Raw genomic sequence first — 12,989 nt, forward strand, 5'->3', positions numbered from 1 at the left:
GCCCGCGCCATGCTCCGGCAGGATTCGACGGGGTTCGGACCCGGTTCCGGGCCCCGTCTGCCATATAAGGAGCAGCCATGTCCGAATTTGCCCGCCTTCAGTCCCTGACCGAACAGCTTCTGTCCGCCGCGCGACAGGCCGGGGCCGATCAGGCCGATGCGGTCGCGGTCAGCGCAGCGGCTGTCTCGGTCGATGTGCGCGCGGGCAAGCTGGAACATGCCGAACGCGCCGAAGGGGTCGAAATCGGCCTGCGCGTGCTGCTGGGCGGGCGTCAGGCCTGTGTGTCGGCCTCGGATCACTCCGCGCGCACGATTCAGGAAATCGCCGCCCGCGCCGTCGCCATGGCCCGCGAAACCCCGATCGATGACAATCTTGGTCTGGCCGAGATCGATCAACTGACCCGCGACACCGATAGCAGCCGGCTGGACCTTTACGATCACGGGGCCGATCCGACCCCGGAAGCCTTGCAGGACGCTGCCCTGCGCGCCGAAGCGGCGGCGCTGGCTGTCGACGGCGTGTCCAAGATCGAATCCGCCTCGGCCTCGCATTCGCGCCGGCAGATGTGGATTTCCGCGACCAACGGCTTTTCGGCCGGGCTGGGGCGCAGCGGGCATGGGCTGTCCACCATTGCCATTACCGGTGAGGGCACGGGGATGGAGCGCGACTGGGCCGGGGAATCCCGCGTCCACCTGTCCGATATGCCCGAACCCGAGGAAATCGGCCGTCTGGCCGCCGAACGCACCGTGGATCGGCGCGGGGCAAAAAAGCCCCCGACTGGGGCATTTCCGATCCTTTACGACGAACGCGTCGCCTCGGGGCTGATCGGACATCTGGTCAGCGCGGTGAATGGCGCGGCAGTGGCGCGCGGCGCAAGCTGGCTGCGCGATGCGCTTGGCGAACAGGTGCTGCCCGCCGGATTCGACCTGATCGAACTGCCGCATCTGGCGCGCATGGGCGGCTCGCGCATTTTCGACGCCGAGGGCCTGCCGACCGCAGACCGTGCGCTGGTTCGCGACGGCGTGCTGCAGGGCTGGACGCTGGATCTGGCGACGGCGCGCAAGCTGGGGATGGAATCGACCGCCAGCGCCATGCGCGGCGCGGGCAGTCCGCCCTCTCCGGGCGTGACCAACCTTGCGCTGACCCCCGGCACAAGCACGCGCGACGAGCTGATCCGCGACATGGGCCGCGGGCTGATCGTGACCTCGATGCTGGGGGCCTCGATCAACTCGACCACCGGGGATTATTCGCGCGGGGCCAGCGGCTTCTGGGTCGAAAACGGACAGATCACCCATGCCGTCAACGAATGCACCATCGCGGGCAACCTGCGTGACATGCTGATGCATGTGACGGCCGCCAATGACCTGCGCGACTGGCGCGCGATGCGCGTGCCCAGCCTTCTGGTCGAAGGGATGACCCTTGCCGGCGAATGATCTTGCGCTGCTGGAACAGGCCGCGCACGAGGCCGGTGAGATCGCGCTGCGCTATTGGCGCAACGACCCGCAGTCATGGGAAAAGGACGCAGGCGCCGGCCCGGTCAGCGAGGCCGATCTGGCCGTCAACGCCCATCTTGAACAGCTTCTGCGCACCGCCCGCCCGCATTACGGCTGGCTGAGCGAGGAATCGGCCGACGATGCCTCGCGGCTGGATGCCGAGCATTGCTTCATCATCGACCCGATCGACGGGACACGGGCGTTTCTGGCCGGGCAGGAGGGGTTTTCCCATTCCCTTGCCATCGCCACCGGCGACCGGGTGACCGCCGCCGTCGTCCATCTGCCTGCCCGCGACATGACCTACAGCGCCCATGTGCATGGTCCCGCCTTGCTCAACGGGCAGCCGATGACGCCCCGCGATCATGACATCGACGGCGCGACGGTTCTGGCATCGAAGCCCAGCCTTGACCCGGTGTTCTGGCAAGGCCGCGTGCCGCCGATCCGGCGCGAATTCCGGCCTTCGCTGGCATGGCGGTTGTGCCTTGTCGCCGAGGGGCAGTTCAACGCGACCCTGTCGACCCGCGCCGCATGGGAATGGGACATTGCCGCAGGCAGCCTGATCGCCGAACGCGCGGGCTGTATCGCCACCGAGATTTCCGGCCGCGAGATGCGCTTCAACACCGCCCGCGCCCTGTCTGACGGGCTGCTGATCGCGCCGCCGCGCCTGCATGGCCAATTGATCGCAGCTTTGGGCGAGGCACCCGAGGCACGGGCCCGAACTTGATGCCCCCTTGCCGCGCGGCTATGAAGGTAGCGACAGCACGATGACAGGGCCCGCGCATGCGCCGCATTCCTCCCGCGACCCGCGACCGGCTCGCTGACGAAATCACCTTCCACCCCGCCAATGCCGAGGCCCGCCTGCTGCGCGAGGCGTTGGGACGATTCGCCACCGGCGTCACCGTGGTCACGACCCAAGGCAGCCGGGGACCGATGGGAATGACGGTGAACAGCTTCAGCAGCGTCTCGCTTGAGCCGCCGCTGGTGCTGTGGTGCCCGGCGCGGACCTCGACCCGGCATCAGGGCTTTGTCGAGGCACAGCATTGGGCGGTGCATATCCTTGGGGCCGAGCAGTTGGACACCTGCCTGCGCTTCACCCGAGGCGGCGCGCAGTTCGACGGGCTGGACCATCTGCTGAACGATCAGGGCGTGCCGGTGATTCCCGGCGTCGCGGCGCGGTTCGACTGCCAAACCCATGCCGCGCATGAGGCGGGCGATCATACGGTGATGGTGGGGCGCGTGCTGCGGGTGACCGTGGCGGGGCCGGGCGATCACCCGCTGGTCTTTGCCGCCGGACGTTTCGGCCAGTTCGATCCCGAGGAAAGCTGACTCAGCTGCCTTCCAGCGGCGGCAGCGGCTGCGAGAAGATGTCGTCGATATTCGACGGCGGCGCGGACGAGGTCCGCAGCGAATTGCCCGGCCCGCCCAGCACCGCGATCTGACGCGCCAGCTGCGCAATGGCCAGCGATTGCGCGCGCGCGACCGTCGCCGGGCTGGCCGCCCCGCCTTCACCCATCGGTACATGGATGTCGAAATTGCGCGCCTGATTGGCCCCGCCCGAGCGGCTGTCGCCGACGAAATAGCGTCCCGCCAGACGATAGGTCCCGTCCGATTGCGCCAGCGCCTTTTCCACCCGCACTTCTAGGGTGCGACGCGGCGGCTCGGCCAGGGGCCAGGGCTCTCCGATCACGGTTGCGCCGGACAGGTCCGAAATCGCCCGCGCCAAAGTTTGGGTAAAGGCGCGCTGCGGATTGTCGGCCCAAAGCTGCTTGGTGTTCGAGCGCACCGCCCCGTCGGCGCTTTGCCAGCTGACCTCGCCGGCCGAGGCATAATCGGGCAGCGATACGTCCTTCAACTCGGTCGTGCCCAAACGGTTCGGCAGCCGTTCGCCGGTGGTTGGCGGGTCGATCAGGAAGCGGGCGGTCTTTTCGCCACTCGAACAGCCCGCCAATGCGGCCAGCAGGATTGAGGCGATCACGTATTGGCGCATCTTACCGTCCCAGAATGAAGGCTTGCGGATTGCGTTCGATGGTGCGGGCAAGGCTGCCAAAGGAATTGGCCGCGCGCCGCATCTCGCGCATCAGATTGATCGATTCATTGTTGAAGGCCGAGCGGTCGCCATAGGCCGCGATCACGCTTTCCGCCCGTGCCGCCAGCGCTTCCAGCCGCGCCGAAAGCTGCGGCAGGCGCTGTGCCGAGGTAGACACGCTGTCTGCCGCCGTCTTGGCCGAGGCCAAGGCCTCGTTCAGGCTGCCCGCCGCATTGCCGTCGCGCAGATCGGTCAGCAGCCCCGAGGCCGCCTTCAGCGTATCGGACAGGTTCTTGGGCAACTGCCCGGCATCCTCGGTGCCGATCATCGCGCGGACATCCTTCAGAATGCCCTCGGCCTCGGTCGAGATGGCGGCAAAATCGACCTCGCCGACCTTGGTTGCGGCCTTGTCGATTTCCTCGACCATGGCCGGCACCTCGGCGGCGGCCAGCTTGACCGCCTCGGCGGCGGCGGCGGCCTCGTCCACCATCTTGCGGATCTGGCCCGCCGCACCGGATTCGCGCAATTCGGTGGCGATCTGGCGCATCTCGCCGCTGGTGGCCTTGGCATCGTCCAGGGTGCCGCGCAGCGCCGAGGGAATGGCGCGGGTATCCTCGCTGCTGACCAGAGCGGTAACCGAATTCATCATGTCGGTCACGGATTTCAGCGCCTCCTCGATCGGCAGCTGGCCCACCCGCGACAGGAAGCCCTGCGCGGTCTGCGAGAAATCCGAAACCTGACCCGGCACCGACGGAATGACCGGATAGGGCTGGGCAGTCAGGTCCAGTTCGGCGGGTTCGGCCTCGGGCAGGCTGACCAGTTCGACCTCAAGCGAGGTCCCAAAGAAACCGGCGCTGGTGATACGGGCGCGCAGGCCCTGCCGGACCTGTTCGGCCATGAATTCCTGTGCGCGTTCCGGCGTGACTTCGCCGCTCAGGCCAAGACGTTCGGGGGTGACGGCCAGGGTCACTTCCTGATCGACCTGCTCGGCCCCGGCCTCGCCCGGAACCACCTTGGCGGCCAGATTGGTGACCCGACCGACGGTCAGGCCCATATATTGGACATTCGCCCCGGTCTCGAGCCCCTTGACGGATTCGTCGACCAACATGGTCAGACGCAAGGCATTCGAGGTGTCGGTATAAAGATTGGCCCGCGCCGAGGCCTCATCGGCCTGCATTTCGAAACGGTGGCCGTTCTTGATCGGCTGCCCACCCGAGGTCAGCGTGGCGAACTCCGCCCCGCCCTGCAGCACCGTCGCCAGCGAGTTCACGTTCAGCGCCACCCCCTGCGCCCCGAAGGACACCGAGAAACCCGACGTGTCCCAGAACACGGTATTGCTGGTCAGCCGCGCGTCATGGGGGGCAGCGATAAAGACATCGGCCAAGACGCCCTCATCGTCTTCGGCCAGCCGCAGGTTCTGCATCTGCCCGACCGGGATACCGCGGAACAGCACCGGGGCACCCTCGGTCATCCCACGCGAGCGGTCGGCATGCAGGACGATCAGCGTGCCCCTTTCGCCGGGATTGGTCAGTGGCGGCCGCTCAAGCCCCTGGAATTCGGTCAGTTGTCCGGTTGCCTTGTCGTCCCAGTAACCCTCTATAAAGGCCCCGGTCAGCACCGTGTCCAAACGCGAGATGCCCTGCGCCGAGACCTGCGGCCGCACGATCCAGAACTGCGCGTCCTGATCGATGAAAGGCGCCAGATCCTTGTCGACGCGGATCTGGACGCGGACCTGCTGCAGATCCTCGGTGAAGCGGACGGATTCGACCTTGCCCACGGTAATCTCGCGGAATTTCAACGCGGTCTCGCCGGGGATGATGCCGGTCGCGTCCTTGAAATCCACGGTGACCAGCGTGCCCCGGCTGGCCAGCATGTTCCAGCCGACGCCCAGGGTGACGATCAGCGCGATGATCGGAACCAGCCAGATCAGCGACGAGCCCGCCCTTGCGGCGCGCGCGGCAGTCTTGCGGACAGGTTCGGCTGGCTTCAAGGCGGCATTCTGGCCGTCAGGCGAAGGAGTCTCGGTCATATGTCAGTTCAGTCCTTGCGGCTTCGCAGCGGCAATCCTCGCCAGATCAACCTTGGATCAAAGCTTTGCGCAGAAAGCATCGTGAAAGCAACAGATAGCGCGAAGCAGACCGCCGCCGGGCCGGGATGGATCGAGGCGACGAATCCCAGTTGCACCAGCGCCGAAAGGATCGCGACGACAAAGACGTCGATCATCGACCAGCGCCCGATGAACTCGACCACCTCATACAGCCCCAGCCGCCAATGCGCGTCATGGACCGTAGCCGGACGGCCTGCAACCCGCGCCAGCCAGGCGATCGCGATGAACTTGCCGATCGGCACGACGATCGAAGCGACAAAGACCACGCCGCCGACGAACCAGTTGCCGTAATGCAGCAGCTCAACCACGCCACCCAGAATGGTGGATTCGGTGTTCCCGCGCAGCCCGCCAAAGGTCGAGGTCTTGAGCATCGGGAACAGGTTGGCCGGGATATAGAAGATCAACCCAGCGATCAGCCATGCCCAGACCGCGCTGAGCGAGCGGCGGTCTGGGGGGACCAGTTCGGCCCCGCAACGCTGGCAATGGGTTTCCGCCTCGGGCCAGACGCGACCGCAGCTGCGGCAGCCGATCAACCCCGCACGATGCGCCGTCATGATCGGGGTGGCGTGATCCTCATTCATTTCGCGACGGTCCTTGCCAGTTCACGCCCGTCGGTGGCCATGCCGCCATCCTCGATGGCATCCCAGATCGTGGTCGCGCTGGTAAAGACATTGCTGGCCGCATTGACCACGATCAGGCCGCAAAACGCCCAGAAGGCCGGGCCAAGGCTGATATTGGCAAGCCCCCCGACCTTGACCAGCGCCAGCGTGGTGCCAATGACGAAGATCTCGGCCATCGACCAGGGGCGCAGGCTCTCGGACAGGCGGAAGGCGCCGACGGCATGGGTATAGGGCGCGCGGCCGCGCGACAGCGGCAGCAGCGTATAGACCAGCAGCAGGGCGCGCAGCACCGGCAGGCCGATGATCGTCGCCATCAGCGCCACGGTCAGCGGCATCAGCGCGCCATGTGAAAACGCCATCGCCACCCCGAACAGCGAGGTCTCGTTGCCAAATCCCATGCGCGAGATTTCGAGGAAGGGAAAGAACACCGCCCCCACCATCAGCACCAGCGAGGTGACCGACAGCGCGATGATCCGGGTGAACGCCCCCGCCCGAGGGCTGGCCAGCAGCGCATTGCAGCGCACGCAGCGAGCTGTCTCACCGGGTTGCAGGTCATGCTCAACATGCAGCGCATCGCAGCGCGGACAGGCGACAAGCCCCGCACCCGTGGTCAGATCATAATCGCCTTCGACATTCATCGCCCAAGAATATGCCCTGCCCCGCCGCAATCAAGGCAAACCGGTATTCCTACGCCGCGGAATTTCGGGCGAATTGCCGCAATTAACCCGATCTTAGCGTCTGAGGCTTACTCCCTGACAGACTCGCGGGGAAAAGGTGTCACATGGGTGCAAAGCCAGGCGGTAGCCCGATCATCATCAAAAGGGTGCAGGCAAGCAGCGGTGGCAGTCACCACGGCGGCGCATGGAAAGTCGCCTATGCCGATTTCGTCACCGCGATGATGGCGTTCTTTCTGCTGATGTGGCTGCTGAATGCGACCACCGAAAAGCAGCGTCAGGGTCTGGCCGAATATTTCAACCCGACCATCGTGCAGTCCAGCAAGGGCGGCGCGCATGGACCCTTTGGCGGCGACCTGCAGAACGAGGATACGAATTCCGGCAGGGGCCTGGGATCTTCGCGCGATACGAAGGGTGGTCAGGCGCGCGACGCCGAATTCGACGCGATGGTGAAACATGTGCAGGACGCGCTGACCGGACGCGGGGCGGAATCGATGCAGCGGGTCAATCTGCTGAAACATGTCGTCACCCGCATGACCGATGAAGGGTTGGTGATCGAACTGACCGACTTGCTGGATGAGCCGCTTTTCGTCGAGGACAGCGCTCAGCCCAGCCCCGAGCTACGCGAACTGGCCGGGATTCTGGCCGGGGTGCTTGGCCGGGTCAAAAATCAGCTGGCCATCACCGGTCACGTCCGCACCTATCCCGAGCTTCTGGTTCATTCGCCGGTCTGGGCGCTGTCGGACGCACGCGCCCACGCGGTCCGCAACCTGCTGGAAGGCGCGGGTCTGAACGAAAAACGCATTCTGCGGGTGGCGGCCTTTGCCGATCGCCGCAACCGCTCGATCAACCCGATGGACCCGGCGAACAACCGGATCGAAGTGATTTTACTTAGATAGGCCGGAAATACAGCGCACCCGTTAGGGCATTCTTTACCGGCGGCACCCCAGACTGAAGCCAACTCGACTCAGACAGGATCACCCGAATGTCGATTTCCTCTGCTCTCAGCGCCGGTGTGTCCGGCCTCGCCGCGAACTCCGCCCGGCTTGCCGGTATCTCGGACAATATCGCGAACTCCAGCACCTACGGCTATCGCCGCGTATCGACGGAATTCGAAAGCGTCGTGATCGGCGGATCGGGCAGCGGCGGCCAATACACGGCGGGCGGTGTTCTGGCCCAGTCCGGTCGTGTCGTCGATCAGCGTGGCAGTCTGGTCGGGACCAGCAACGCGCTGGACCTCGCGATTACCGGGCGGGGCATGCTGCCGGTGATGAGCATGACCGAGATGAACAACCTTGGCAGCGGCAATGCTCCGCTGACCCTGACCCGGACCGGAGCCTTCCGGACCGATGCCGAAGGGGTGCTGCGGACATCCTCGGGACTTGTGCTGATGGGCTGGCCCGCCAACCGCGACGGGACCCTTCCTTCGGTGCCGCGCGACTCGACCTCGGCGCTGCGGCCGATCGTTCTGAATGCCAATGACACCTATGCCGAACCAACGACCGCGATCAGCGTCGGCTTCAACCTGCCGGCCGAGGCGACGGTGGGCGGATCGACCGCAACCACATCTTCGACCACGATCGAGTATTTCGACAATCTCGGCGCGTCACGGTCGCTGAACATGAGCTTTGTCCCGACCGTCGGCGCGGCTGGCAGCGGTCGCTCGAACTCCTGGACGATGGAGATCAGGGACATGGCGGTCACTGACGATCCGGCAACTGTGGCGGATGAGACCCTTGTCGGCTCCTATACGCTGGACTTCAACGACGCCCCCGGTGGGCCGCTGGGCTCGGTGACGACACTGTCAGGCGGTGCCTATGATCCGGCGACCGGGCAGTTGACGGTCAACGCAGCGCATGGCCCGATCACCATCACCATCGGCACGCCGGGCGGTGCGAGCGGGTTGACCCAGATCAGCTCGGATTTCTCGCCCACCAACATCACCAAGAACGGTACGGCCGCAGGCGTGCTGACCGCGGTCGAGGTCGATGAGAACGGCTACCTGCGCGGGACGTACGACAACGGAATGACCCGGCTGCTGTTTCAGATCCCGCTGGTCGATGTGCCCAATCCCAACGGCCTGATCGCGCTGGACAACCAGTCCTATCAGGTCTCGCCGGAATCGGGCTCGTTCTTCCTGTGGAACGCGGGTGACGGGCCGACCGGTTCGGTGGCGGGCTATGCGCGCGAAAGCTCGACCACCGATGTGGCGGCCGAGTTGACCGACCTGATCCAGACCCAGCGGGCCTATTCGTCCAACGCCAAAATCATCACCACCGTCGACGAGATGCTGCAGGAAACCACCAACCTCAAGCGTTAAGGGCAATCCCCTGAAGAAGGACTGATCCCGTGAGCCTTTCATCAGCAATCTCGAATTCGCTGTCCGGTCTGACCGCGACATCGCGCGCTACCGAGATCGTTTCGACCAACATCTCGAACAAGTCGGTGGCCGGATACGCACGGCGCGAACTTGACCTGTCATCGCGGGTCTATGCGGCAAATGGCGGCGGCGTCGCAATCGACGGCGTCCGTCGGATGGTGAATGCGGGATTGCTTGGCGACAGCCGGATCTCGATGGCGAATGCCGCCGGATCATCCGCCGTCGCCAGCTTTCATGCCACGATGGAGACCAGCTTTGGCACGGCAAATGACAACACGTCACTGGTCACCTATCTGACGACGCTGGACACTGCCATCGTCTCGGCCACCGCCCGACCGGACGGCGATGTCCGCCTGCAAGGGGTACTGGATGCCGCCACCGAACTGGCAGGCAAAATTGGCGGCATCGCCCAAGGCATCTCGGATGCAAGGATTACGGCGGACAAGTCGATCGCGAATGACGTCGGACGGCTGAACACTGCACTGGAGCGGGTCGCCGAGTTGAACCGGCAGATCACGTCGTTCTCGGCGCAGGGACAGGACCCGTCCTCGCTCGTCGATGCGCGGCAGGCGGTGCTGGACGATATTTCCAGCATTGTCCCCATCGTTGAAGTCACGCGCGAAAATGGCCGCGTTGCGATCTTCACCAAAGGGGGCGGGACGCTTCTGGACGGGACGACCCCGGCAAAGATCGAGTTCACTGCGGCTGGCACGATCACCCCCGACATGACAGTCGAAAATGGTGCGCTTGGCACCGTCTCGGTGAATGGCAAAGCGCTCAGCCAGTCTGAAATGCGGATTTTCTCGGGCGGCTCACTCACGGCCAGTTTCGAAATAAGGGACAAGCTTGCCCCGGCCTATCAGGAACAGATCGACGCATTCGCGCGCGAGATCTACGACCGCTTCGCAGACCCCTCGCTGGACCTCAGCCTGACCGTGGGCGAGCACGGCCTGTTCGCAGATGGACAGTCCGACTTTACCGCTGGTACCGAACGTGGTCTGGCCAACCGGCTGTCGGTCGCGGCCGAGATGGACCCGGCCCAAGGCGGGCAGTTGTGGCGAATTCGGGCCGGCAGGAACGCCACTGACGCCGGTGATGCTGGCGAAAGCGGGCTGCTATTGCGGATGAGCGCGGCGCTGTCCGAAAATCGCAGTCCCGCGTCCTCGGCACTGCCCGGCGCGCCCAAGTCGCTGCTTGGGATCGCGTCGGATATCGCCTCGCAAGCCGCCAGTCTTCGCCTGCGCAGCGACACTGCCAGCGTTCAGGACCAGACCCGTTCAGAAGGTCTTCGTACCGCACTTTTGGCAGAGGGCGTCGATACCGACACCGAAATGCAGGCCCTGCTGACGCTTGAGCGGGCCTACTCGGCCAATGCCAAGGTCCTGCAGACCGCCAGCAACATGCTCGACGAACTTCTGAGGCTGACATGACCCAATTCAATTCGATCAGCGATCTGGCCCGTTCCTATCAGTTGCGCCTGTCCCAGACGGCGATCAAGTCGCGGCTGAGTGCGATCTGGCAAGAGGCGACGACGGGCATCAAATCCGACATTCCTCAGGCGCTGCGGGGTGACCTGAACCGGATCTCGCAGATCGAGAACCGGCTGACCACGCTCAAGGATTATTCAAACAATCTCAGCGAGGCTCAGGGCGTCCTGTCGGCCATGCAGACGGCATTGGGCAGTATCCAGAGCATCGTGTCAGAAACCGGGACGGTACTCATGTCAGATGCGATTGTCGCCTCGCCCGCGACGCTGGGCGTGTATCTGGACAAGGCGCCGGCCGATCTGAAGACCGCGTTGAATGCGCTCAATACCTCTGTCGGGGGTCGGTTCGTGTTCTCGGGCAGTCGCACCGATCAGCCCGCGATGGTCAGCTATGACGACCTGCTGAGCGATCTGACCACCGCGATCGGTGGAGCGACCTCGGTCAGCGGAGTTATTGCCGCGATAGATACGTTCTTTGACGCGCCTGCGGGCGGCGGAGGATTTTCGGATCAGGCCTTTACCGGCAATGACCAAGGCAACTTTTCGATCGCCATTTCGCCGGGACGGAATGTCGAGCCCAAGATTACCGGTAATTCGACCGAGCTTCGAACCGTTCTGAAAGGCCTCGCAACGATGGCCTATCTGGCCCAGAATGACACGCTGGATCATGAGACCCGCCGCGAAATCTCGCGCCAAGCGGGTCGGATGATGGTCGAGGGCGAGATGCAGATGACCTCGGCGCGCACCGTTCTGGGTGTGCAGCAGGAAGCTGCCGCCAAGGCACAGACCACCAATGAGGCCGAAAGCTCGGCGCTGGCGCTGGCGCGCAACACGCTCATTGCGGCAGACCCCTATGAGGCCGCCGCCGCGATGAGCGAACTCGAGTCCAACCTTGAGACGCTCTATGCGGTGACCGCGCGTCTGTCGAAGCTCAGCCTGACGGATTACCTGTGATGCGCGTTGCCCTTCTGGTCATCTTGGCTGCGCTTTGGGGGGCAATGGGGCAGGCAGCACCTGTGCGGATCAAGGATCTGGCCAACGTCGAAGGTGTCCGGGGCAACGATCTTGTCGGCTATGGGCTGGTGGTCGGTCTTAACGGATCGGGTGACAGTCTGCGAAACTCGCCCTTCACCGAAGAAATTATGGCCGGGCTGCTTGAGCGATTGGGCGTGAATGTCACGGATGAGGCGTTCCGACCCAAGAATGTGGCTGCTGTCATCGTGACGGCGACGCTGCCGCCTTTCGCCCGGTCAGGATCGCAGATCGGTGTCAATGTCGCCGCTATCGGGGATGCGAAAAGCCTGCTTGGTGGGACTTTGGTGATGACACCGCTGAACGCGGCCGATGGCGAAATCTACGCGGTTGCACAGGGCTCCGTCCTGGCCGGGGGGGTTGAGGCCAGCGGCGAGGCCGCCTCGGTCGTCCAGGGTGTGCCAACCACAGGCACGATACCGTCGGGTGCCAGGGTCGAACGCGAGGTGGCCTTTGATTTTTCGCAGATGACCAATATTCGCCTAGCCCTGCGCAACCCCGACTTCACCACGGCAGCGCGGGTTGAGGCCGCGATCAACCGCGATCTTGGATCAGGTCTGGCGGAACTGATCGACTCGGGCACAATCGCCATCGATTCATCGACGCTGGGCAAGGTGAACCCTGCCCGACTGATTGGCCGGATCGAGAATATCTCGGTCGAACCCGAAAATTCCGCCCGTGTTGTCATCGACCACAAGTCGGGGACGATCGTGATCGGCGAAGATGTCCGCATCGATCGCGTCGCCGTGTCGCAGGGAAACCTGACCCTGAGGGTCCGCGAAGCACCGATCGTGTCCCAGCCAAACCCCTTTGCGCCCGGCGATACAGTGGTCCTGCCCCGCAGTCAGGCCGAGATCACACAGGAACCCGGTATCGGCTTTGCCGAAGTCTCGGGCGAAACCTCGCTATCGGATGTGGTCGCCGGATTGAACGCACTAGGGATCAGGCCGCGCGACATGATCGACGTGCTAAAGGCCATTCATGCAGCCGGTGCGCTGCATGCGGAGTTCATCGTCAACTAGGGCGATCTGTCCCACTTTCCCCATCGCCCGTGGGCGTTTCGGTACTTACCCCATTCTTTCGCTGGCATAGCTTCCGGGTGATGCGGGGAAGATGACGGTCTTGTTGCCGTTGAGGAAGGACCGGCGATGGATATGGGCATGGATGGCGCGGG

General features: G+C 64.4%; 12 protein-coding genes and 1 pseudogene. 8 read left to right on the forward strand and 5 right to left on the reverse strand.

Features of this window, described 5'->3' with window-relative positions:
- Positions 1-77 precede the first annotated feature (77 nt).
- From IB235_RS07390 to IB235_RS07400, 3 genes are read left to right on the forward strand one after another with little or no spacing between them, the layout of a single operon-like run.
- Positions 78-1,430 carry a TldD/PmbA family protein gene (locus IB235_RS07390; protein WP_192336214.1) on the forward strand — a complete coding sequence of 451 codons (1,353 nt, stop codon included), beginning with the start codon at positions 78-80 and terminating at the stop codon, positions 1,428-1,430.
- Entirely contained in the window at positions 1,417-2,214 is a 798-nt protein-coding gene (locus tag IB235_RS07395; RefSeq protein ID WP_192336215.1) for a 3'(2'),5'-bisphosphate nucleotidase CysQ, read from the forward strand. Before IB235_RS07390 ends, IB235_RS07395 begins: the two co-directional genes overlap by 14 nt.
- A 56-nt stretch (positions 2,215-2,270) precedes the next feature.
- Entirely contained in the window at positions 2,271-2,816 is a 546-nt protein-coding gene (locus IB235_RS07400) for a flavin reductase family protein (protein ID WP_155038971.1), read from the forward strand.
- A 1-nt stretch (position 2,817) separates the two neighbouring features.
- On the opposite strand, the gene IB235_RS07405 is transcribed toward IB235_RS07400, so the two are convergent.
- Genes IB235_RS07405 through IB235_RS07420 form a run of 4 tightly spaced genes read right to left on the reverse strand, consistent with a single transcriptional unit; the run spans position 2,818 to position 6,881 of the window.
- The gene (locus tag IB235_RS07405; RefSeq protein ID WP_192336216.1) at positions 2,818-3,477 is read right to left on the reverse strand and encodes a membrane integrity-associated transporter subunit PqiC; all 660 of its coding nucleotides are present in this window, start codon (positions 3,475-3,477) and stop codon (positions 2,818-2,820) included.
- 1 nt (position 3,478) lies between these two features.
- Positions 3,479-5,545, reverse strand: coding sequence for an intermembrane transport protein PqiB (locus IB235_RS07410; RefSeq protein ID WP_192336217.1), 2,067 nt, complete (start codon positions 5,543-5,545; stop codon positions 3,479-3,481).
- An 8-nt stretch (positions 5,546-5,553) separates the two neighbouring features.
- A complete protein-coding gene (locus IB235_RS07415; RefSeq protein ID WP_192336218.1) occupies positions 5,554-6,204 on the reverse strand; it encodes a paraquat-inducible protein A in 651 nt (216 codons plus the stop codon).
- The gene (locus IB235_RS07420) at positions 6,201-6,881 is read right to left on the reverse strand and encodes a paraquat-inducible protein A (protein ID WP_155038975.1); all 681 of its coding nucleotides are present in this window, start codon (positions 6,879-6,881) and stop codon (positions 6,201-6,203) included. Before IB235_RS07420 ends, IB235_RS07415 begins: the two co-directional genes overlap by 4 nt.
- A gap of 143 nt (positions 6,882-7,024) precedes the next feature.
- Between IB235_RS07420 and IB235_RS07425 the strand changes: the two genes are divergently transcribed.
- The 5 genes from IB235_RS07425 (at position 7,025) to IB235_RS07445 (ending at position 12,837) form a co-directional block, all read left to right on the forward strand.
- Complete coding sequence (locus IB235_RS07425; protein ID WP_192336219.1) at positions 7,025-7,816, forward strand: flagellar motor protein MotB; 792 nt, start codon at positions 7,025-7,027, stop codon at positions 7,814-7,816.
- An 86-nt stretch (positions 7,817-7,902) separates the two neighbouring features.
- Entirely contained in the window at positions 7,903-9,237 is a 1,335-nt protein-coding gene (locus IB235_RS07430; RefSeq protein ID WP_192336220.1) for a flagellar hook protein FlgE, read from the forward strand.
- A gap of 29 nt (positions 9,238-9,266) precedes the next feature.
- Positions 9,267-10,727, forward strand: coding sequence for a flagellar hook-associated protein FlgK (flgK, locus tag IB235_RS07435; RefSeq protein ID WP_192336221.1), 1,461 nt, complete (start codon positions 9,267-9,269; stop codon positions 10,725-10,727).
- Entirely contained in the window at positions 10,724-11,737 is a 1,014-nt protein-coding gene (locus IB235_RS07440) for a flagellin (protein ID WP_192336222.1), read from the forward strand. Before flgK ends, IB235_RS07440 begins: the two co-directional genes overlap by 4 nt.
- Entirely contained in the window at positions 11,737-12,837 is a 1,101-nt protein-coding gene (locus tag IB235_RS07445) for a flagellar basal body P-ring protein FlgI (protein WP_192336223.1), read from the forward strand. Before IB235_RS07440 ends, IB235_RS07445 begins: the two co-directional genes overlap by 1 nt.
- Positions 12,838-12,882: 45 nt before the next feature.
- Here IB235_RS07445 and purU read toward each other — a convergent pair.
- Positions 12,883-12,989: pseudogene (purU, locus tag IB235_RS07450) on the reverse strand (formyltetrahydrofolate deformylase); the annotation flags it as partial.

Source organism: Paracoccus sp. PAR01 (assembly GCF_014851995.1).
Taxonomy (GTDB): Bacteria; Pseudomonadota; Alphaproteobacteria; order Rhodobacterales; family Rhodobacteraceae; genus Paracoccus; species Paracoccus litorisediminis.

Coding starts and splice junctions, on each gene's coding strand:
- IB235_RS07390 (WP_192336214.1), top strand. CDS start 78: ATGTCCGAATTTGCCCGCCTTCAGTCCCTGACCGAACAGCTTCTGTCC.
- IB235_RS07400 (WP_155038971.1), top strand. CDS start 2,271: ATGCGCCGCATTCCTCCCGCGACCCGCGACCGGCTCGCTGACGAAATC.
- IB235_RS07405 (WP_192336216.1), bottom strand. CDS start 3,477: ATGCGCCAATACGTGATCGCCTCAATCCTGCTGGCCGCATTGGCGGGC.
- IB235_RS07410 (WP_192336217.1), bottom strand. CDS start 5,545: ATGACCGAGACTCCTTCGCCTGACGGCCAGAATGCCGCCTTGAAGCCA.
- IB235_RS07415 (WP_192336218.1), bottom strand. CDS start 6,204: ATGAATGAGGATCACGCCACCCCGATCATGACGGCGCATCGTGCGGGG.
- IB235_RS07420 (WP_155038975.1), bottom strand. CDS start 6,881: ATGAATGTCGAAGGCGATTATGATCTGACCACGGGTGCGGGGCTTGTC.
- IB235_RS07425 (WP_192336219.1), top strand. CDS start 7,025: ATGGGTGCAAAGCCAGGCGGTAGCCCGATCATCATCAAAAGGGTGCAG.
- IB235_RS07430 (WP_192336220.1), top strand. CDS start 7,903: ATGTCGATTTCCTCTGCTCTCAGCGCCGGTGTGTCCGGCCTCGCCGCG.
- IB235_RS07440 (WP_192336222.1), top strand. CDS start 10,724: ATGACCCAATTCAATTCGATCAGCGATCTGGCCCGTTCCTATCAGTTG.
- IB235_RS07445 (WP_192336223.1), top strand. CDS start 11,737: ATGCGCGTTGCCCTTCTGGTCATCTTGGCTGCGCTTTGGGGGGCAATG.